Source organism: Colwellia sp. C2M11, from assembly GCF_018860915.1.
Classification (GTDB): Bacteria; Pseudomonadota; Gammaproteobacteria; order Enterobacterales; family Alteromonadaceae; genus Colwellia.
Genome location: NZ_JAHKQD010000007.1, coordinates 21,930 through 43,466 on the forward strand (window position 1 = coordinate 21,930; position 21,537 = coordinate 43,466).

The window sequence follows — 21,537 nt, forward strand, 5'->3', positions numbered from 1 at the left end:
GTTTTATCATGAAGTGAAATTATGTTTTTACAGGGTAGGAATTATGGCTAACTTATGGCAAATTATGATTAATTCACCATAAAGTTTACTTACCCTGTATTTTACTAAAAGTAAATTAATCACAAGCCAAGTTATAACTAATAGAATTATATTAACTTAGCAAAGAATGACCTTCTGGCAATTGCTTAGCAATCCATAAGGCCAACTTATGTTTCATATTAGGTTGATCTTCATTGTCAACTGCAAGTGGTTGAATTAAGTTATCATTCACTAATAAACGATATAGACTTTCTATTTTATCTTTAGATGAATTGGTTGCAGCAAAGCTTTTATATCCTCGATTAACTGCATATTTTTCACCAATAACAAGTGCTTTTTTTAATAATTCAGCTTCATTTTTTAATTTTTTCATTTTACTCGATTCTTAAATAAAAACTTGGCTTAAAGATGCTTCAAATAAAGAAGTAAGTCAATTATCTATTACAATTTATAGCGTATTTAACGAGTATTTCGTTAAGGTCGGTTAAAACTCATACTCTACTGCGACTCGCAAGACATGACCTTTGCTTCGACTGTCCATTCCTGTGATAAAGCCGACTTCCCACTTTAGCTGCTTTTGTGCATTGAAACGTTGTAATCCCATAAATGCGGGGCCAATTCCTAAATAGTCTTCACCTAAGTATAGTTCTATTGCTGGTTGAAATTGTTCAATATAGCGATAACGGTACTTAAGGCGAAACTCAGTCTCAAGTTCACTTTTCAGCGTTTTTCCCCATTCGTAAATTACAAAGGCATTTAACGTCAGGCTAGTACGACCAAACTCTTTTTCAACAATAATACCAGAAGTAACTTCCCAGTTTTTTTGCTCTGTTTCTTTTTCAACCTCAAACAACAATCCCCAATCAGCCCAATATTCTCCTTGCTCTGTTAGCATCCAACGTGCTTCAAGTTCATAAGACACCAAATCAAAGTCATTATTACTATATCGCTCACCAACAAGATAAAACTCTAGCATCAAATTTTCACTTACTGATTGACCATAAGCTAGGCGCTGTGCCAATTTATTGTTGTTGCTTTCTCTATGTGAGAATAAACGCCATTCAACTTCTCTTTCATTCGGTAAGACATAAGGATGGTAAACTTTATCAACGACAACCCCGTCAGCATAAACAATAGAAGAGGTAACTAAAGAAATACTCAAGAATATCAGAGCCCAATAGCGATTGATTAATGACATGCTTATCATGATTTTCTACCATAAAAAGATAATGAAATATAAGGTAACTTGAGCAGCATTACCGGAAGAATTAAAGCCATAATATAGGAAACTAACTGTAAAAGTGATGGTGTTGTTTCATAGCCAAATAAAACAGTTAATAACTGCCCTAATCCTGAATCTTCAGCAATGAACTTGGCACTATCCCAAATAGGCTGGCTACTTGAAAATATATCAACCTGTTGCAAAAACATTATTGCGTGCATTAATTGCCCTAACCCATAAAACAATAAAAAATAACAAGAGCTGTGGTTATATATTTTTTTATCCAGATACCTTAATAAGAAATAGAATAATATCGATATGCTTAAGCAAATCCCGCCACCGAGTGTTATCCCGATCAGCACCGTTTCATCTTGTTGTGCTTGTGTCCAATAAGACACTAAATAAATTATAAAATGGGCGCCATTAAAAACGCTAATAATAAAAAATATCAACATCGCTAAGTATTTTTTAACACTGGTGTAGTCATTTTTATGACTTAAAATAAATAGGCACACAGTTGATAAATACACAATAATAGCGCCGAATGATAAAAACAATTCAGTTCCTTTGCCATCAAGTATTAGAGATAAATTTTCTAAATGACTACTTAAAATAACAGACATAATTACGGTTAAAATAACGCCGATAAAAACTTTCTTAGCATTGACAATATCAAGATAATTTATCGCAAAGTACCTTAATAATAATGAGGTAATAATGAAGACAGGTAGCGCATTATTTAAAAACAAAAGTACGGTATTAATTAGCATCTTGTTTTCCTTTTTCTAGCTTTTGCTGACTACTTTCTACAACAATTACTTTTCCTCGAGCACTGTGAGGATGATATTCACCAAAAAAACTATATTCGCCAACAGGAAGCGGACCAATAAAAATACTTGCTTGTTTATTGGGAAAAATAACTTTTTCACGATTAAGATCGAAGCTGTCAAACTCTTCAATATTTTCGTCATGATTGTCTATAACCAATTTAATTTTTTTATTTGCCGGAATAACGATAACGGCAGGATAAAACAAATGGTTTTTTATCTTGATATGATACTCAGACTTTTGCGCCTGTACATGTAAAGTAAGGAGCAGTAAAAGGCTAACTAAAACAATACGTAAATAACGAATTAATTGAATGTTATCCATGAGTGTCTATTTCTTCATTTGCTGTGGCGGGAAATATTACTTCAACTTTGAGCCCTTTTAATAATGTAGAACGTGATAACTGTATGTTAGCGCCATGTAAATCAGCAATATGTTTTACAATTGCTAAGCCCAAACCACAACCAAAGATGTCTGAATCATGTTGATCTCCGCCAACGCGATAAAAACGATCAAACACACGCTGATATTCTGTTTCATCGATTCCTTGGCCAGAATCTTCAACACAAAGCGCTATCGTTTTATTTCTACCTTGCGTTACGCTAATAAGAATTTCGCCTTCTATCGGTGTGTATTTATTCGCATTAGAAATTAAGTTAGTGGCAAGTAAATGAACTGAAAATTCATGAGCAGATAAGAAGATATCATCACTTTCTAACGTAATTACTTGGTCTTTATGTAAAATATCGTTATACAGCTCTGCTATCACTTGTTTAAGTAGCACGTTGATATTAAAAGCACTGCTTACGTTACTTATTTGAGCAGGGTTAGTTCGATTTAAGTTTAATATTTGATCTATAACATGCCCCATTCTATCTACACTATTATTTAACGCGTGTATGGAGCTAAAATTTTCAATATCAGTAGATGTTAACTGTTGATTTCTATTACTTATTGAACGTTCAGCTAAATCTTGAATCAGGTTATGTGTATCTATCTTTAAAACACTTAATGGTGTTTTTAATTCATGCGCAGCATCAGAGGCAAAGTGTCGTTCACGTTGAAAAGCAGCATCGAGGCGAGCAAACAATTCATTTAATGTTGCTACAATATCAGCCAATTCATTATTATCGACTTCTACATTTAAAGGGCTAAAGTCGTTACTTTTTCTTCTACTAAGCTCAAAACTAAGCTTATGTAATGGTTTCAAACCTTGTGTAATAATAATAAATATTAATAGTGACAATACTGCAATAGCAACTATCATCGGCGTTACGGCTGCTAGAATTAGTGTTTGGGTTAAAGAAAATTGTGCTTTAAGTGGTTGAGCAACAATCACAACCATATTATCATTAGGCGCTAAAAATAGTGATGACAACGCTACAGCACGCCAACGTTGATCTAAAAAATTCACCTCAAAAAATTCAGTTCCTTGGTGGGAGCTTAATGCGATATTAGTAATTAGATGATCGGGTGCATTATTACTTTTTAATATTAATCGTTTGTTTTTCCATACTTGAAAAGCAAAAGCACTTTGCTGGACTACTTGTAACGTTTTATCTCTATTAATATTTGCATTTGGCATACTATTCATTGCAGTTAATGTTTGTGCAAGGCTTAATAGTTGTTGATCAAACCCCGCCTCAGCTTGAGACATACTTTGCTTATAACCTTGAATTGCAGCGATAAATGTTATTAATGTTAATACTGAAAAAAGTGTTAAAACTAAATAACGTCGAATACTCATAATTACCCTTTGGTATTTATTATGTAACCAACACCACGAACATTTTTAATAAACTTTTCCGGTAAGTATTTTCTTAATTTATGAATATGCACTTCTACCGCATTACTGAGTACTTCTTCTCCCCAATGATATAGTTTTGATTCTATTTTCTCACGCGATAAAATTCTACCTGCATTTTCCATTAGCGCTTTTAGTACCATGTATTCTTTCTTAGTAAATGTGATTTCGTGCTCTTTACCTGTAACTTGATCACACACAAATACTTTATGTGCATAGGTATCTAATTTCACCTCATCAATACAAATAAAAGCTGTATTAGCCGTGCCTAATCGTCGTTCAATAACACGTAGACGTGCCATTAACTCTTTAATTTCAAATGGTTTAGTTAAGTAATCATCGGCACCATAATCTAAGCCTTTCACTTTACTTTCAATAGAGTCTCGTGCGGTTAGAATAATAACGGGTAAAGCTGATTTTTTTTCACGTAATTGTTTTAAGATCTCAAGGCCATCTATATCTGGTAATCCTAAATCTAGAATCATCATATCTTGATCATCACAGGCTAACGCGCTTAATGCTAATTTTCCCTGCTGAAGATGATTAACAACAAACCCTTCTGTTTGAAGCGACTTTTGCAGTGCTGTTGCAAGCGGAATGTCATCTTCAACTAACAATATGCGCATATTATCTCCTTGACCAGAATTTTATTTCTTGTTCGGTTAAAAATTGTTCCGCATTACTCCCTTGCAGTAGTGCTAATGTTGCTAATATGCCAGCTTGAATACACTGTGGTGCAACAGCGGTAATTGAACGCGGAGCATTCGCAATAGGCCAACCTGTTTTAGCATTAAGAATATGCCCATAACGAATATTATCTTTTATCAAAAACCGTTTAGCATCCCCACTGGTAGCAAGCGCACCTGACTTGAGTGAAATAATCATATCCGCATTTTGATTAATATGACTATCAACGTCAGGATGCTCGATGGCAACTTGCCATGTTTCATTGTTATAGCGTGGACCAGAAACGGCCAAATCACCACCTAAATTAACTAAAACTGGTTGCTCTGTTAACTGTTTTGCTAAAATAATACTGCGATCAACCGCGTATTCTTTGCCTATGCCACCAAAATCAATTTCCATCCCTCTAGCTAAGGTTATTTGTTGGCGATCAAAGTGTATTTTATGCCAACCAACATAGGGTAAAACAGTATTGATTGATGTTTGCGAGGGAAACTTTGCATAATGCTCATTGCGACCTTGAAAGCGCCAAACCTTTCTTAAAACACCTGAACTGATATCAAACAAGCCATCACTCAATTGATAACATTGATCGGCAAAAACTAACAATTGATAAGTTTCTTCATCAATAGCAATAGGTTTTCCAGCATTGTTATTAATTAATGTACAAAGACTATCTTGATTATAACGGTTATATTTATCTTCAATCCGCCAAACCTCTTTGGTCACTCTATTACCAATTATTAATGCTAATGCTTTGTCTGTTGTTTGTATAATAACTTCACAAGGACTCGCCATAGCATTAAATTGAATACTATAGCTGTCTTTGTTCGTTATGAAGTTAGTGGCTCTGCTCTTAGTCAAAAAATTCTCTATTTAAAACCCCTTGTTCCGACATAAAACAAAGGAAAACCTATATCGTTAGAAAGAGTAAGTTACTTGCGCAATAACCGCATCAACACTCGGATAAAGATCAACACTTTTTAATACGCCAATCTCATCAAAACCTGCATCGGTTGGTCTTTGACTATAATACTCAATTCTAAAAGATAATTCATGGCCATTATTAACCAACATGCCATATTTTAAACCAACAGTATAAGCTGTCATTTCTCCTATGCGGTAATCGGCACTAGCAAAAGCAGGTATTGACTCATTGTCGATTAAAAATGGTTGATAAAAATCAGCGGCACTTTGTTGATAAAACCTAAAATGTGGTTGTAAATAGCTTTCTTTACCAAAGCTATCACCTAAGGGTATTCTAAAACGAGAGTCGATGGTATGAGACTTTATTTTCCAGTCATCCCACATATAGCGATAAGACACATCCAATACTGTTGTATCAAAATGATATAAGGATTGAGCAAATACACTTTGTTTCACGCGAGAATCAGGACGTGATTCATAAATATAATCTTGTGCTTCGCCATTATTATTGACGACAGACAATACTTTAAATGGGTCTGTTAAATAGCCATCTACCGTTGAATAGGAATAATTAAATTGCATCAACATTCTACGGTTAATTACCTGCGTAAAACCAAGTAAAATATCGACAGTCGTTTTATCGTCCTCACTCCCTATTCGTGTAGCTGAAAAATCATCATCCCAACTGTCAGCATTACTATCACCAATAAGCATAGATGAAAAAGCTTGCGGCAACCCGCCTTCTGGTGAGAAAGTATCCTTAAAATAACTAAAACCTGCTGAAAAAGTTGAGTTTTTACGATCAAAATCTACAGCGATATTACCGTTGATACCTAATGACAAGTAATCATATTCTTTAGAAAGGTGTAACCCGCCACTTGCTGTATAGTCAGGTGCTATAGGTTGTGTCCATTGTGCGTTAAGTTGCACACGCGTATCTCTAAACGTATCATCAAGTGGTGTTTCTGCTGGCGCTATTTGATATTGTCCATTACCTGATGGTCGAGTAAATGTTTGCACTGTGGGTTGCGCTACCGCACCATTAGCAGAAGCACCAGTTAAAGTATCGATGGTTAATTTTAGATTTAAAATTTCTTCAGTATCAAATGTTTTTTGTGCATTAAAAATAGCTTCACCGGCACTTACTCTGTCAGCTTCGCTATAGTATAAAATGGCAGTATCAAACTTCCATTCATCTGGCTCTGTCTCAAACGTATTTGATTCAGCATGAGCTAAACTGTTTGTACCAAGCAACGTTGCAGCAGCAATAGTTAACACAGCTTTAATGTTTGGTTTTTCGGTTATATTTTTCATATGTTTTCTTCAGATGTGATTACAGACTATTGATTTTATTTAACGTACATAAAACTCACGATTTTCTATACTAAGTAGTAAAATAATGATGTAAGGTTAGTTACAGCCACATCCACCGCCACCAAAGCCTTTACCACCACTTGATGCCTCTTTACTGAAATAGATATGATCATCAAGCGCAGAGTCAACAGGCGATGCATTTAATAGCATCTCTTTCTTCGCTAATAAATCTCGTTCCCACGGTTCAACACCCAAACCTAAGCTGGAACAGCCTGATGTAACCGTCAGCGTTGAAGCGATTAATACTATATTTTTTATTGTAGACATCATTATTTAACCTCTTTTTCAGTTAAGAATTGTTCAATTTCTTGTTGATATTGTTTAATTTTATTAGTAAAAAATCCGGTGTGTCGTGATTTTATTGTTCCATCTCGGCCAATAAGCATACTGCTCGGCATCCCTTGAATATTAAAATGTTTTGCTAGCTTACCTTTAGGATCATAAATAACAGGAAAACTCGCAGGCATTTCTATTAGAAACTTTTCAGCTAATGCTTTATTCGCGTCTAGGTTGATACTAACGACCGTAAAACCTTGTTGCTTATATTTGTCTTGTATTGTATTCATCCAGGGGAAAGATTTACGACAAGGAACACACCATGATGCCCAAAAATCGATATAAATCACTTTACCTTTATGTTCAAGCAACGTTTGCTCTAACAAAGTTTTACTACTAGCTACGGGGGTTTGGTTGCTTTGTGCATTGGTAGTAAATGTAACAGTTACTAATACAATAAAGCCTATAATGAATTGCACTGGTTTAATTAAGTTTTTCAAGTATCACCTGGTTTAAAGTTTTGATTAATAATTCATTAAACCATAGCTTAAGTCTCTTTTCTTAACGAATACTTAAACAAATTTAATGAACCTAATTTTATTGATATGATTTTTTGATATAGAGCTGCTATTTATCAATTGAATAAATAAATTGGCTAATTTTTTGCTTTTTTGCTGTTTAAATTAGTTTTATTTAATTTTATTTCATTATTTTATACATTTAGGTTGCTTTTTACTGCTGAGCTGTCAAAGTATCAGTTACTAATTAGTGTAACAGCACTAATTACTCACAATTCGATTCAACAATAATTAAAGGAGTAGCGCTTCAATGTGTTCGATCTTTGGTATATTAGATATAAAAACAGGTGCTGATGCACTTCGTCCTCAAGCTTTAGAATATTCTCGCCTATTACGTCACCGTGGACCAGATTGGTCAGGCATTTACAGTAATGACCATGCAATACTCGTGCATGAACGTTTATCAATTGTTGATACTGAACATGGTGCTCAACCGTTATACAACAATGACAAAACTAATGTTTTAGCGGTAAATGGTGAGATTTATAATCATAAAGCTCTGGCAGAAAACCTAACTGTTGATTACGAATTTCAAACAGCCTCTGACTGTGAAGTGATTTTACCTTTATATGAAGAATTCGGTGCTGAATTTGTAGATAAACTACAAGGCATGTTCGCGTTTTGTTTATATAATTCAAAAGACAACAGCTACCTAATTGCACGTGACCATATTGGTATTATTCCTTTATATACAGGTTATGATGCTGAAGGTAACTTCTATGTTGCTTCAGAAATGAAAGCATTAATGCCTATTTGTAAAACAGTATCTGAATTCCCTCCTGGGCATATTTTAGATAGCCGTGTTGGCAAATTACAAAAATATTACAAACGTAACTGGCAAGATTACGCGGCAATTAAAGACAATACGACTAGCAAAACTAAAATTCGTGAAGCATTAGAAGAGTCGGTTAAAAGTCATTTAATGACGGATGTACCATATGGTGTTTTATTGTCTGGTGGTTTAGATTCATCATTAATTTCTGCTATTACACAAAAGTTTGCTGCTCGTAGAATAGAAGACAATGACTTAGCTGAAGCTTGGTGGCCAAAAGTTCACTCATTTGCTTGTGGTTTAGCTGGCTCTCCTGATTTAGTCGCCGCACAAACAGTTGCTGATAGTATTGGTACTACCCATCATAGCGTTATCTTTACCGAGCAAGAAGGTATTGATGCACTTAAAGAAGTTATCTACCATTTAGAAACTTACGATGTAACCACTATTCGTGCTTCTACCCCTATGTATTTAATGGCTCGTAAAATTAAAGCCATGGGTATTAAAATGGTACTTTCTGGTGAAGGTGCTGATGAAATATTTGGTGGTTACCTATATTTCCATAAAGCGCCAAATGCTCAAGAATTCCATGAAGAGTTATTACGTAAACTTGATAGATTACACAAGTTTGACTGTTTACGTGCTAACAAATCAATGTCTGCTTGGGGTATTGAAGCTCGTGTACCATTCTTAGATAAAAACTTTATGGATGTTGCAATGCGCATTAACCCTGCAGATAAAATGTGTGGTAACGGTGTTATGGAAAAAGCTATTTTACGTGAATCTTTTGAAGGTTATTTACCAAAAGAAATCTTATGGCGTCAAAAAGAACAATTTTCTGACGGTGTAGGTTATTCATGGATTGATGGTTTAAGAGCACACGTTGAAACATTAGTAACAGATCAACAACTTGAGAATGCTCATATCAGATTCCCGGTAAATACACCTGATACTAAAGAAGGTTACTACTACCGCACTATTTTTGAAGAAAAATATCCATTAGCAACTGCTGCTGATTGTGTGATTGGTGGTAAATCTGTCGCTTGTAGTACAGAAGAAGCACTAGCTTGGGATGAAAGCTTTAAAAACAATGCTGATCCATCGGGTCGTGCAGTATTGAGTGTTCATAATGAAAGTTATTAATACATAAAAAGTGACCTTAAGACTTTTAGTGGGCCGATCGTTTTTCTTACGTTTACCCACTAAAAGTAATCCCTGCCCATTGTTAACCATTTATTTTTATAGAAAACATAACCATCAAAAAATTATTATTATCAATAATTTTTATCAATAGCTTGTCGACACTTTTCATTAACTGTTAATTAACCAATAACGACTTGATTTCGTCCATCAGCTTTTGCTTGATAAAGTAACGCATCGGCGTTTTTAATATAAAAATCAAGGTTATTATTAGTTTTACTCGTTATTGATGCTCCAACACTAAAAGTGATATCCCAATCGAGAGCAGGATGCTCACTTTTAATATCGATACAATAATTAGCAAAATTTTCATTTAAACGTTTAAAAATATTATCTACCACTGACTTTTTGGTTGTGTGTAAAATAAATAACCATTCTTCACCACCATAACGACCAAATTTATCATGGTCTCTTAATGTTTTTCTGGCAGCATTGGCAAAAGCTATCAGCACTAAATCACCTACATCATGACCTAAAGTATCATTAATCTTTTTAAAGTAATCTAAATCAACAATGGCAATAGTTAACTCGTTATCAAATAAACTGTTTTCGGCCATTACCATAATACCTCGTCTATTTGGGCAACTAGTGAGGTAATCAGTGTTTGCAATCGTATGATATTTTTTACGTTGACTCACTTGTCTATTAATCAAAAATAATGAAACAAGTATCAAAATTACGGCAATAACCGTACTTAAACGCCAAATTATTTTTTGTTGATATTCTTCCTTAGCTTTAAATTCACTCATAGCATTAACTTGGGCTAAGCGAAGTATTTCAGCTTCCTTTTCTTTTACTTCAAATTTAACTTGTAGTGTTCTAATATTATTTTCACTTGTAGCTTCTAGATGTTTTTTCGTGAAGATAAGCTCTTGCTCAATGGCGTCAAAAGCCTCTTCATCTAAGCCCAATTGCCGTTTTAATTTATACCGTTTACTTAAAAAATTAGACTTATAAATACTTCGACTAAACTTATCCAATAAAGCAAAAACTTCATCATTTATCTCATTTGCTTTTTCTATTAAACCTTGTGCAATATAAATATCGCTTACTAAAATCATCGATGCTAAATGCATATCATGTACACCTGCGGCACGAGCAAGTGCAATATTGTCATATATATCTCTCAAAGCTTCATCATAATGCCCTTCAGAAAATTCAATTCTTGAAATGATATATTGAGAAAAAGCAATACCTGTATGCATATTCACTGACTTAAAATACTGCAATGCCTTTTTCAGGTACACTAACGCTCCTTCATTATCGCCCCTATCTTGCAGTATAGTGCCCATACTCCAATAGGCTTTTGAGGTTAAATGCTCATCATTCGTTTTTTCGTAAGCTATAATCGCTTGTTTTGAGAAACTTAACGCTTTGTCATTTTCATCTGAAAAATTATAAGCGTCACTTATTTTACGTAGAAAAAAGCCTTGCGATGAAAAATCATCATAAGTTATTGCTAGTTCTAATCCTTTTACAGATACCTCAAGCGTTTTTTTAAGCTTATCTACAGAAGTATAGTAATAAGACAAGGCACGAAAAATAATAACCTTTTCTTTATCATTGGAAAGTAATACCTGTTCTTCTAATTGCTTAGCTAATGCTTTAGCTGCTGTAGGATCTTCATGTCGAGAAAGGTACTTCAATTTAGCTTCAAGTAATAGTAAATATAAATCCCGCTGCTTCTTAATTCCTTCATTTTCTATATAGGCATTAATATGGTGATTAAGGGTTTCATATTGTTCTTGTCTAAAAAGTAATTCACTATATAAAACAGCTGCTTCAAGGTGTATATCATCCCAAGATTTATTTTTACTCATTTCAAATATAGTTTGGAATTCTTTTTCATTCTTGAGATAATCAAGCTTATTCGCTCTTAGATTGTTGATAAAGCTCTTAGCAGTTTTATAATCGATTGACTGAACTGCTGATTCAATGGGGCTAGTCTTAGCTAACAGTTTGTTATTAAGAAAAATGAAGAGAATAAAAATTAGACACTTTGCAAACACAATATAATAATTATGTGAGTTGTTAATTCTATTTAACATATAATCCTGTATAAATTTTGGTTTTCTTTATGTCGATGCACCTACAAATAAAAACATTGTTGTATAAATATTATTGAATTCAACTACTTTGTATTCCTCATTAATATTTGATCATAATGTATCAGCTCTCTATTGGTTAGGCAATAATAGAGAGCTAATAATAAAAAACACTTATTGAATAAACTTAACGTTTTGTTTTACAAGCCAATTTATAATAGTGATTATTATTAAATTCAAAATTATTAATAACGTTTAATGGTGTTTTTTTCGTATGTGCTTTATATGAACGCGTATTAATTTTATTAATAAACGTAACCATTATTGGATAACGTTTAGACATTTCACTTAGCGAAAAGTTAAATATTTTTTCAAACACACCTTGCCCACGTACGATTTTATCAACACAAACCGGGCCGTATTGATAAGAATTTGTTTTGGTAATAGCTTGTTTATGACAAGTTGAGTCATATAAGTTTTCAATCATAAATTGGAACATTGGCCATTGTGACCAATAATCCCAAGATGCAGCCATAGCATAAGCAACCACTTTATTATTTACACAAGCAATAAAAAGTCCCTTTTCATCTTGAATTAAACTAGTTAAATGCGCTTTAGTGAATGCTGTTGTTATAAAGCCATCGGTCTTGTCTTCCTCACTAATTGAGTCAATTTGATATTTATAATGCAGTGTCAAAATTTCTTCTATATTATCTAGCGTTGCTACTTTTAATTCAATATTCATATTTAAAAAACCTAAGATCACTTACGTGTGATTAATAATTATAAGTTTGTTTTACAGTGATACTATATTGTCTTTCTCACTACAGTACTATTAATGTCCGTTGCTGATACCTTCAACACTAAAAATAATATCTATATTCAAATTTTACTTCATTAAAATGTTTCGCATCATGAATTTTAGAATCTACTTTGTGAAAACCAGCTGATAAACGCAAACTACTCGAGTCACTTATTTGTATATTTTGTTGAAAACTAATTCGGCTACGTTTCGTTTGATCAAATAAAAATTGATAATGCTCTGCTTCTAATAAAAAACTTGTTTTAGGCCAATAATATATAAACCCGGCATGTAAGCCAGGGGCAATATTAGTGTACGCTTCAAGCTTGCGATTAAACTCTAATCGCCCTGTTGCCATTAAAAAAACATAACTGTTGTTAAGTGGTCGGTAACTAACCCCTCTACCAGCGGTACCTTGTGTTACAAGAACTTCCTCTTTACTTGTCCATTGTTGTTCAACAGTTATATTTGCTTGCCAAGACCAAGGCGAAACAAATTCATTACGCTCAGACAAGGAAATAATATTCAGTAATTCCGCTTTATCAAGCTTAATATCATCGTTTTCATATACTCTAAAGCTAACATTCACCATATTTAATGACATACCATCATAGTAACCATCTAACGGATCAATTAAGTCGTGATAACTTCCTCGGTATTTAAATTCTGCAAAATTGTTCTTTTCATCTTGGCCAACACTTACAGAAACCATTGTTGTTTTATGGCCTTGATCTGGGCTGGTTGGCGTCGCTATAACGATATCTAGATCCGTTGGATTTTTATTTAAATACCGTAATAGTTCAAAACTTCGACGAGTAATATCAACATCACGTCCGTTAAAGGTATTTTTATAACGTAAATAACGATAAGTACTATCGACAACAAGTTGCTGATTTTCGGTGGGTAAGTTTGTAAAACGAGTCTCTAATAAAACATTAATATCTTCACTTAACGCTAAAACAAGTTTTCGCTCTTTAGCTGATAACAACGTTAAATGAGCTTCAAGCTCAGTTAAAATCGAAGGTCTGTAGTATTTGTCAGCTATTAAATTCGCATCATCGACTACCCTTATCGTATCTAGAGGCATTGCCGTAACAGGGAAATTGTTAGTTAAATAAAGCCCAGGTCTTGCAACATCAAGTAACTCTAATAACCGGAATGAACAATTTTCATCGAAAAAATAGTACTCAAAGTTAATGCCCTGTAACTCCCATATATGAGAGAGCATTTTATCAATTTCATCTTCAGTTAAGTTCAGCTTATATTCCCACAAGTCTCTATTTTCTAACCGACTGTATTCTTTAATTTTTTCAAAATAAGGGTTGGCAGCAAAACTTCCTGGATAACCTCCAGTAAGACCTTTTGCCGCATAAAGAAAACCATTTTCATTTTCAGGTACTGTTGCACCAAAATTTAATGCATAAGATAAATATGTCGAATTATTATCAACTTCTTCTGTATCAAACCGCAAAAAAGTATGACCATACATTGAAGAAGGACTGTTCAGTTGCGCAGAAGCAAAAACCAGTACAACTGATTTAGTGTTTAAACGATTTCTCCAGTTGAGATACTCAGTACAGTCACCTGAAATAACTTCATTAGATAATTCGGGAATATTGTTAAGTAAAAAAGCGGTTCTAGCTGGGTACCTACATTGAATAGCACTATCAGTTTTTAAGGCATTTAACGTTGCCAATAATTCGTTTTGCGGGTTTTTATAGCCATCAGCTGCGATAAAAAATTTACTATCATCAACATAGCTTTCTATTTGACTACTATTTTTTTCTGTACTTATATGCAGTAATGCTCGCCACTCTGTAGTTTGAGATAATGCTAAAGTATCCACTGAATTATCGGCAGAAACCTTTAATGACAATAAGATGATAAAAGGAACGGTGAGAACACGGAAAATAAGATTCATAAAATTTCAAAATAAAAACACTAAATTAACTAGGATAAGTAATGTAATAAAAAAGGCTACCTTAAGTAGCCTTTTAAAAGATATTTAATAAATACTACACAGTGTATTTAGCTAATATCTCATCATTTTTCATTAATGAAAACATAGAACTAACAACATGTTCAGTAGTTGCATTTTCAGAAGGGAATAATGTATCGAAGTTATTATGAAGAGTAGCTTCAAAATGCGCGCGTTCAGCTTCTGAAACACCTAAAGACACAGCTACTGCTGTTAATGCTTCACCATTACCACGTGCAACATCTTCACTAAACTCGTCCATAATCATGCTAACATCAATCATTTCCTTGCCACCGTACGTTAACGTACCATCAGTAGAACAACCATTAGTACCAAAAGTCATACCAAAAGTATTGTTACCTGTTGAACCGTTAGTTGTCGCTGCAAGTACATGACTTGGCGTACCACTTTGACCAGCAAATAACATGTTACCCCAACCACAAGTTTGGCTACCAGGTGCATCAGCTAAAGCAGATGTAGATACTAACATTGCAGATGCAATCAATAATTTTTTCATAATTAATCCCTATAATTTAGATATTTATCTAATATTCAACTGATATTAGAGTGCGCATTCTAATGTATGTTCTGAACAAATTCACCTTTATTCGTACAAAAATTTAAATTTAGAATAAAAAATTTTATATTAGTACTCTAGCTATCATCATTGGTGTGATATATCAGCTACAAACCATTAACTATGTCTTTAATTAATGGCGGACCTTGATAAATAAAGCCAGTATAAACTTGTACTAAACTTGCACCAGCTGCCAATTTTTCATTGGCATCATTGCTAGAGGCGATACCACCAACACCAATAATAGGAAGTTTATCATTTAAAGCTTCCGCTAAAATACGAATAACGGTAGTACTTTTATCTTTAACTGGTGAGCCACTTAAACCGCCCTGCTCAGTGCCATGCTCAAGTTGTTCAACGCCTTCTCGTGATAAAGTAGTGTTAGTTGCAATAACACCATCAATACCATTGTCCATTAATGATCTCGCTATCGATTTCACTTCATCTTCCGTCAAATCTGGCGCTATTTTAACGGCGAGAGGGATATATTTTCCATATTGATTAGCTAAATTTGCTTGCTCGGCTTTTAATGCTGACAATAATTCATTTAAGGCATCACCATATTGTAACGCTCTTAAACCTGGTGTATTGGGTGAAGATATATTTACCGTGATATATGAGGCAAAATTATACACTTTACGCATACAATGAATGTAATCATCTTTAGCATTTTCTTCTGGAGTGTCTTTATTCTTACCTATATTTATCCCTAAAATACCGTCAAAATTAGCAGCCCGCACTTGTGATACTAAATAATCAACCCCCTTATTATTAAAGCCCATACGATTAATAATGGCATTAGCTTCAGGTAGTCTAAATATTCTCGGTTTATCATTACCTGGCTGTGGTTTTGGTGTGACTGTACCAACTTCAATAAAACCAAAACCCATTGCAGCGAAAGCATTAATACATTCTGCATTTTTATCTAATCCAGCCGCTAAGCCCAATGGATTAGGGAAGTCTATCCCCATAACATGAACCGGTTTTTCATTAATACGTTGTTTATAAAATGAATTTAAAGGAGTTGAACCGGTGCTTTTCAACCCTTTAATTGTCAATTCATGAATAGTTTCCGCATCAAATTTAAATAAAACTTTACGAATAGCAGGATAGAACATAGAACCTAGAACCTCAAAGTAGTTATGCGTAGGAGCAGAAATAAAAAATCCCCGCTGAACTTAAACATTAATAAGTTAGGCGAGGATTTTATCAGTTAACACGCTATTTATACATTGCTTTTAACGCTAATAATTTAACTTTTTGATCTTAACTTTCGTTAGATCTAGATTTAATTTTATTTAACTAACCTTTGACAATTTAAGCTTAATAACATTAATTCACGTAAAGCCACAGAGAACTTAGCAAATTCATGGGTTTGACCTACTTTAAAGTCAGCTAAGATATTTTTCCATCTATCTAATGGCTGAGCATTAGTGTTAACCCATGCTTCGAGCATATTATCTAAATCTTTCGCTGTAGCACTACAATCACATCGTAATACAACCGCCGTTAATGAACGTTGTTGCCAATCTAGCTCTTCTCTAAATGATGCTCTAGCTAGTGCCTGCCAATGATTACCAACAGGTTGGCGTGTGATTTGATCTAAGAACCAATGTAGATCTAATCGAACACCTAGTTTAAAGTATAAACTAGCAACAAGCTCGACGTCTCGCCCATCTTCGTCAGCAATTTCGGCTATGTCTAAGGCTGAAAAAATCGTACTTAATTGAGAAATTCGAATAGCAATTTCTTTAGGTACGTTAGCTTCAACTAAATCATTTTCAACACGTTTTAACTGCTCTAATTCACTTTCAATAATAAAACTATTTAATTTCTTAGACATAATAGCAAAGGTAGGTTTATACAACGCTATTGACTGCTCAATACTTAATGCCTTATTACGATGACGTAAGAACCAACGAGTCGCTCGTCTTACTGTACGTCGATACTGGAATAACATTTCCGTTTGGATTGAAGTAGAAATTTTATTATTTAACACTTCTATTTTTTTCCAAAACTCTTCAAGTTCAAATATGGCGCACGAAATAGTGTAGCTATTCGCTATTTCAGTAACCGTTGCACCCGTTTCTTCTTGCATGCGGTTAACAAAATTAAAGCCCATATCGTTGCCCATTTTATTCGCCAGTTTAGTAGCAATAATTTCAGCACGCAGTGGATGTTGCTGCATTTGTTCTTGGTACTTTTTATGTAACTGCTCTGGAAATGCATTAATTAATAACTGGTCGTAATATGAATTATCAGTGACATCTGGGTGAATAAGGTCTTCTTTTAGCACCATTTTACTATACGCAAGTAATACTGATAATTCAGGACGAGTTAACCCTTTGTCTTTAGAAACTCTGTCTGCAATTTCTTCATCATCAGGAATAAACTCTAAGGCTCGATTAAGTTTACCGGTACGCTCTAATTCATGAATAAAGCGAACTTGCTCTTTTAATTGATTAACACCACGCATAGCGGTAATTGATAATGAGTGTGTTTGACGATAACAATCTTCAATTACTAAGTTGCCAACAGCATCAGTCATATCATAAAGCAACTTATTACGTTGTTTAACAGTTAAATCACCCGACTGAACAAGCGTGTTTAATAAAATTTTAATATTAACTTCATTATCACTACAATCAACACCACCAGCATTATCAACTGCATCAGTATTAATGCGACCACCATTTGAGGCAAACTCAACTCGTCCAAGCTGGGTAAAACCAAGATTTCCACCCTCACCTACAATTTTAGCTTGTAAGTCGCAGCCGTTAATTCGTAGTGCGTCATTTGCTCGATCACCTACTTCTAAATGAGTTTCTTTCGTGCCTTTCACGTAAGTACCGATACCACCATTCCACAATAAATCAACTTTCATTGTTAAAATAGCTTGGATTAAATCTGTAGGCGACATACTTTGTTTTTGTGTGCCTAACATCTTTTTAATTTGTGGTGTTAACTTAATTGATTTCACATGACGACTGAAAATACCGCCACCTTCTGAAATTAATTTTTCATTATAATCTTCCCAGCTACAGCCTGGTAAATTAAATAAACGTTCACGCTCTGGGTAAGAACTCGCTGCATCAGGGTTTGGATCAATAAAGATATGCATATGGTTAAACGCCGCTTGTAAACGAATATGTTTAGACAACAACATGCCGTTACCAAACACATCACCAGCCATGTCACCAATAGCAATACAAGTAAAGTCGGTGCTCTGACAATCGATATCTATTTCTCTAAAGTGACGTTTAACAGATTCCCAAGCGCCACGTGCAGTAATGCCCATTGCTTTATGATCATAGCCAACACTGCCACCTGAAGCGAACGCATCGCCAAGCCAGAAATTGTATTCATCTGAAATACCATTAGCAATATCAGAAAAGGTTGCTGTACCTTTATCGGCAGCAACAACTAAATAAGCATCATCTTCATCAAGACGAACTACATCAACAGGAGGAACAATTTCGCCATCAACAATGTTATCTGTTATATCTAATAAAGCACGAATGAAGGTTCTGTAACATTCTTTGCCTGCTTCAAATATTTCTTGACGCGAACCTGTTGGCAGCTGTTTACAAACAAAACCACCTTTGGCACCAACGGGGACAATTACACTGTTTTTAACTTGTTGTGCTTTCACCAAACCTAATACTTCAGTGCGGAAATCTTCACGTCTATCAGACCAACGTAAACCACCACGAGCAACTTTACCACCACGTAAATGCACACCTTCAACTTGAGGAGAATAAACAAAAATCTCAAATTTAGGTACAGGTTGTGGCATCTCACTGATTTTATCTGGGGTTATTTTAAATGAGATATAAGGTTTTTCGCCTGATACGCTGTCTTTTTGGAAATAGTTTGTACGAATAGTCGCCAAAATCATTTCTGAAAAACGTCTAATAATTCGATCATCATCTAAGTTAGCAACATTATCTAACGATGTCTCAATAGCTGCTAATAATTTTACTTGCGTTTTTTCTTTAGCACTTTCACTTGCATTATTCTTTGGATCAAAACGATGAATAAATAAGTTAATTAATAACTGTGCTATATCAGGGTAACGTGCAAACGCATCTTCAATGTAGCTTTGACTAAAACGTCCACCAATTTGGAATTCATACTTGGCAAAGGCACGTAAAATAGAAACACTTCGTCCTTCTAAGCCTGCGCCTAAAATAAGACGGTTAAAGCCATCATCTTCTAAATCGCCTCGCCATACTTTCGCGAAGGCATCTTGGAACAAAGCACTAACAGTATAAATATCAAATGGACTATCGCCATTAAGTAACATAGAGAAGTCTAATATCCAGAATGTTTCACCTTCAGATGTTTTTATCGCATAAGGGCTCTCACCAATAACGCGTAAACCAAAGTTTTCTAAAATAGGTAATACATCAGAAAGATGGATAGGATCACCCTTATGGAAGAGTTTCAGTTTTACAAAGCGACTATCAGCTTTTTCTTCTAACGGTTGATAAAATAACATTTCTAAATTATCAGAAAGGTTTACGCCTTCTAATTTTTCAATATCAACAATGGCAGAGCCTGGTAATACTTCATCTTTATACGCTTGCGGGAATTTTATGTATTTATTACATAATGCTTTAGCTGCGACTTCCCCTTTATTTTCAGCAAGTGCAGTGGCTAATTTATCATCCCAATTCCGCGCGGCTTCATTTAAATTCTTTTCAATTTCTTTCACGTTAACATCTGCTTTTGTTGATTTCACTTGAACAATGTAGTGCGTTCTTGCTTGCACTGATTCAGAAAAATAAGTAGTAAACTGTACTTCTTCGTCACTGCCGAAGGCTTCTTGTAATAGCAACTGAGTTTCTATGCGTAATTTTGTGGTATATCGTTCACGTGGTACATAAACCATACATGAATAAAAACGATCAAAGGCATCGCGTCTAACAAATAAACCACAATAATCACGCTCTTGCATTTGCAAGATACCTTTAACATTCTTCAGTAGTTCAGCGGTATTACTTTGTAATATTTCATCCCTTGGGAAGGTTTCTAAAATATTAATTAACGTTTTATAAGCATGAGTACCTTGAGCAAATCCTGATAAATCACATACTTGTTGTACTTTGGTTTTAATAAGCGGTAAGTCTAATGCACTATTAGTGTAATAAGATGAACCGAATAAACCAATGAAACGATCTTCGCCAATGACATTACCTTTGTCATCAAAACGTTTTACGCCTATATAATCTAATTGTACGGGTCTATGTACTCTAGAGCGCGAATTTGTTTTTGTTAAGATAAGGTGATTGCTACCTAATGCAACTTCGCGGCCTGATTCACTTAAGGTAGAAATTAATCTATTTTTGGTGACACGGGAGTTTCTCATTAAACCGAGGCTAGACTCAAAGTCACCCTCAAGCTTTATATCCCCTTTTACCGCTGTTACTTCATAGGAACGATATCCCATTAAGGTGAAATTATTACTTGCTACCCAAGTTAGAAACTCAACAGTATCATCCTTGGCCTGTTTTCCACCCGGCAGTTTACCTTTAGATACTTCCGCAATAGTACCTTTTAGTTTTTTCAGCATAGGTTCCCAGTCATCAACCGTTAAGGTGATATCTTCTACAACGCTGAGCAATTCATTTTTTATATTATCAAGTGCCTGTTGATCAGGCTGACGATCAATTTCAATAAAGAAAACTGTTTCTTGTTTAGCCGCTTTATTACTAGTATCAGCACTAGAAGTAACTTGGATAATATTTTTCTTTTTATCTCTAACAACTTTTAGCGGAGAGTTAAGCATCAAGTGTGGTGTTAGGCCTAACCTATTAAGTGCTATTCGGATAGAGTCTACTAAGAAAGGCATATCTTTAATAATCACTTCTATGATTGTATGACTAGACTTCCAACCATTTTTACTTACTGAAGGGTTAAAAACATGTATTACCGGTTTTTTATTTGTGTGTTCATTAAGTGAACTCCATAAACTTAATGTTGCACCATACATATCACTATCGTTACGTTCAGATAAATCAAATGAAGAGATATTGCTATAAAGTAAGGTGGCAAATTGATCGACTAATTCTGCAGATTCTGTAGGGACTTTTTTCTTTATTAATTGTGCTACATTTTTCAGTATCACAGATGGTGAACCATTCACTAACGCCATGCTATTTTCCTTTTCCTATTTTTATACAGAAGTTAAAAAGAAAGCTTGTAATAATTTATTTGTTTTTCTTATATTGCTACTTGCATTATAAGTAGATACTTTTTATCAAAAATAAGTATTCCTTAAAAATATAAGGAAATCTTATTTGAGTATAGTACAGATTTTATGGATTAATTTGCGGTAATGCGAGGATTATTTTGATTTTAATTCTAAATATTTTCTTTTTAAATCAAACGTTTTCTTTAGCTGTGTTTCTTTATGCAAGTATAATAAA

Annotated in this window: 17 protein-coding genes; 1 reads left to right on the plus strand and 16 read right to left on the minus strand. The window is 34.3% G+C overall.

The features are described 5' to 3' along the window. Window positions 1–151 precede the first annotated feature (151 nt). From KO509_RS01425 to KO509_RS01470, 10 genes are all read right to left on the minus strand, one after another. Window positions 152–412: a DUF5062 family protein gene (locus tag KO509_RS01425; RefSeq protein ID WP_215971508.1), complete on the minus strand. Its 261-nt coding sequence runs from the start codon at window positions 410–412 to the stop codon at window positions 152–154. Between the two features lie 111 nt (window positions 413–523). Next, window positions 524–1,237 (minus strand): hypothetical protein, encoded by a 714-nt coding sequence (locus KO509_RS01430; RefSeq protein WP_215971509.1) that lies wholly within the window; start codon window positions 1,235–1,237, stop codon window positions 524–526. A 5-nt stretch (window positions 1,238–1,242) separates the two neighbouring features. Next, window positions 1,243–2,031, minus strand: a complete 789-nt coding sequence (locus KO509_RS01435) for a hypothetical protein (protein ID WP_215971510.1) — start codon at window positions 2,029–2,031, stop codon at window positions 1,243–1,245. Further along, the gene (locus tag KO509_RS01440) at window positions 2,021–2,413 is read right to left on the minus strand and encodes a cupredoxin domain-containing protein (protein WP_215971511.1); all 393 of its coding nucleotides are present in this window, start codon (window positions 2,411–2,413) and stop codon (window positions 2,021–2,023) included. Before KO509_RS01440 ends, KO509_RS01435 begins: the two co-directional genes overlap by 11 nt. Continuing rightward, complete coding sequence (locus KO509_RS01445) at window positions 2,406–3,836, minus strand: ATP-binding protein (protein ID WP_215971512.1); 1,431 nt, start codon at window positions 3,834–3,836, stop codon at window positions 2,406–2,408. The genes KO509_RS01440 and KO509_RS01445 overlap by 8 nt, the downstream gene beginning before the upstream one ends. A 2-nt stretch (window positions 3,837–3,838) precedes the next feature. After that, window positions 3,839–4,519, minus strand: coding sequence for a response regulator transcription factor (locus KO509_RS01450; protein ID WP_215971513.1), 681 nt, complete (start codon window positions 4,517–4,519; stop codon window positions 3,839–3,841). A gap of 1 nt (window position 4,520) precedes the next feature. After that, on the minus strand, window positions 4,521–5,441 hold the full coding sequence (locus KO509_RS01455; RefSeq protein WP_252727329.1) for an FAD:protein FMN transferase: 921 nt from the start codon (window positions 5,439–5,441) through the stop codon (window positions 4,521–4,523). Between the two features lie 57 nt (window positions 5,442–5,498). Beyond that, window positions 5,499–6,818, minus strand: coding sequence for a DUF3570 domain-containing protein (locus KO509_RS01460; protein ID WP_215971514.1), 1,320 nt, complete (start codon window positions 6,816–6,818; stop codon window positions 5,499–5,501). A gap of 96 nt (window positions 6,819–6,914) precedes the next feature. Continuing rightward, window positions 6,915–7,148 carry a DUF4266 domain-containing protein gene (locus tag KO509_RS01465; protein WP_215971515.1) on the minus strand — a complete coding sequence of 78 codons (234 nt, stop codon included), beginning with the start codon at window positions 7,146–7,148 and terminating at the stop codon, window positions 6,915–6,917. Beyond that, entirely contained in the window at window positions 7,148–7,654 is a 507-nt protein-coding gene (locus KO509_RS01470; RefSeq protein ID WP_252727330.1) for a TlpA disulfide reductase family protein, read from the minus strand. The genes KO509_RS01465 and KO509_RS01470 overlap by 1 nt, the downstream gene beginning before the upstream one ends. Before the next feature lie 328 nt (window positions 7,655–7,982). Between KO509_RS01470 and asnB the strand changes: the two genes are divergently transcribed. Continuing rightward, on the plus strand, window positions 7,983–9,647 hold the full coding sequence (gene asnB, locus KO509_RS01475) for an asparagine synthase B (RefSeq protein ID WP_215971516.1): 1,665 nt from the start codon (window positions 7,983–7,985) through the stop codon (window positions 9,645–9,647). Between the two features lie 179 nt (window positions 9,648–9,826). On the opposite strand, the gene KO509_RS01480 is transcribed toward asnB, so the two are convergent. The 6 genes from KO509_RS01480 to KO509_RS01505 form a co-directional block, all read right to left on the minus strand. Further along, window positions 9,827–11,524, minus strand: coding sequence for a diguanylate cyclase (locus tag KO509_RS01480; RefSeq protein WP_252727331.1), 1,698 nt, complete (start codon window positions 11,522–11,524; stop codon window positions 9,827–9,829). A gap of 412 nt (window positions 11,525–11,936) precedes the next feature. Next, window positions 11,937–12,494 carry a GNAT family acetyltransferase gene (locus tag KO509_RS01485; RefSeq protein WP_252727332.1) on the minus strand — a complete coding sequence of 186 codons (558 nt, stop codon included), beginning with the start codon at window positions 12,492–12,494 and terminating at the stop codon, window positions 11,937–11,939. Between the two features lie 118 nt (window positions 12,495–12,612). Beyond that, a complete protein-coding gene (locus KO509_RS01490; protein ID WP_215971518.1) occupies window positions 12,613–14,472 on the minus strand; it encodes a DUF4105 domain-containing protein in 1,860 nt (619 codons plus the stop codon). A 94-nt stretch (window positions 14,473–14,566) separates the two neighbouring features. Next, window positions 14,567–15,046 carry a DUF3015 domain-containing protein gene (locus KO509_RS01495; protein ID WP_215971519.1) on the minus strand — a complete coding sequence of 160 codons (480 nt, stop codon included), beginning with the start codon at window positions 15,044–15,046 and terminating at the stop codon, window positions 14,567–14,569. 167 nt (window positions 15,047–15,213) lie between these two features. Beyond that, window positions 15,214–16,224 (minus strand): quinone-dependent dihydroorotate dehydrogenase, encoded by a 1,011-nt coding sequence (gene pyrD / locus KO509_RS01500; protein ID WP_215971520.1) that lies wholly within the window; start codon window positions 16,222–16,224, stop codon window positions 15,214–15,216. Window positions 16,225–16,400: 176 nt separating this feature from the next. After that, window positions 16,401–21,263, minus strand: a complete 4,863-nt coding sequence (locus KO509_RS01505) for an NAD-glutamate dehydrogenase (protein WP_215971521.1) — start codon at window positions 21,261–21,263, stop codon at window positions 16,401–16,403. Window positions 21,264–21,537: the final 274 nt, after the last annotated feature.

What these genes read in the sequence shown, in the direction of transcription:
- KO509_RS01495 (WP_215971519.1), bottom strand. Translation starts at nt 15,046, where the DNA reads ATGAAAAAATTATTGATTGCATCTGCAATGTTAGTATCTACATCTGCT.
- KO509_RS01450 (WP_215971513.1), bottom strand. Translation starts at nt 4,519, where the DNA reads ATGCGCATATTGTTAGTTGAAGATGACATTCCGCTTGCAACAGCACTG.
- KO509_RS01425 (WP_215971508.1), bottom strand. Translation starts at nt 412, where the DNA reads ATGAAAAAATTAAAAAATGAAGCTGAATTATTAAAAAAAGCACTTGTT.
- KO509_RS01440 (WP_215971511.1), bottom strand. Translation starts at nt 2,413, where the DNA reads ATGGATAACATTCAATTAATTCGTTATTTACGTATTGTTTTAGTTAGC.
- KO509_RS01480 (WP_252727331.1), bottom strand. Translation starts at nt 11,524, where the DNA reads ATGAGTAAAAATAAATCTTGGGATGATATACACCTTGAAGCAGCTGTT.
- KO509_RS01445 (WP_215971512.1), bottom strand. Translation starts at nt 3,836, where the DNA reads ATGAGTATTCGACGTTATTTAGTTTTAACACTTTTTTCAGTATTAACA.
- KO509_RS01435 (WP_215971510.1), bottom strand. Translation starts at nt 2,031, where the DNA reads ATGCTAATTAATACCGTACTTTTGTTTTTAAATAATGCGCTACCTGTC.
- KO509_RS01490 (WP_215971518.1), bottom strand. Translation starts at nt 14,472, where the DNA reads ATGAATCTTATTTTCCGTGTTCTCACCGTTCCTTTTATCATCTTATTG.
- KO509_RS01485 (WP_252727332.1), bottom strand. Translation starts at nt 12,494, where the DNA reads ATGAATATTGAATTAAAAGTAGCAACGCTAGATAATATAGAAGAAATT.
- KO509_RS01505 (WP_215971521.1), bottom strand. Translation starts at nt 21,263, where the DNA reads ATGGCGTTAGTGAATGGTTCACCATCTGTGATACTGAAAAATGTAGCA.
- asnB (WP_215971516.1), top strand. Translation starts at nt 7,983, where the DNA reads ATGTGTTCGATCTTTGGTATATTAGATATAAAAACAGGTGCTGATGCA.
- pyrD (WP_215971520.1), bottom strand. Translation starts at nt 16,224, where the DNA reads ATGTTCTATCCTGCTATTCGTAAAGTTTTATTTAAATTTGATGCGGAA.
- KO509_RS01460 (WP_215971514.1), bottom strand. Translation starts at nt 6,818, where the DNA reads ATGAAAAATATAACCGAAAAACCAAACATTAAAGCTGTGTTAACTATT.
- KO509_RS01465 (WP_215971515.1), bottom strand. Translation starts at nt 7,148, where the DNA reads ATGATGTCTACAATAAAAAATATAGTATTAATCGCTTCAACGCTGACG.
- KO509_RS01430 (WP_215971509.1), bottom strand. Translation starts at nt 1,237, where the DNA reads ATGTCATTAATCAATCGCTATTGGGCTCTGATATTCTTGAGTATTTCT.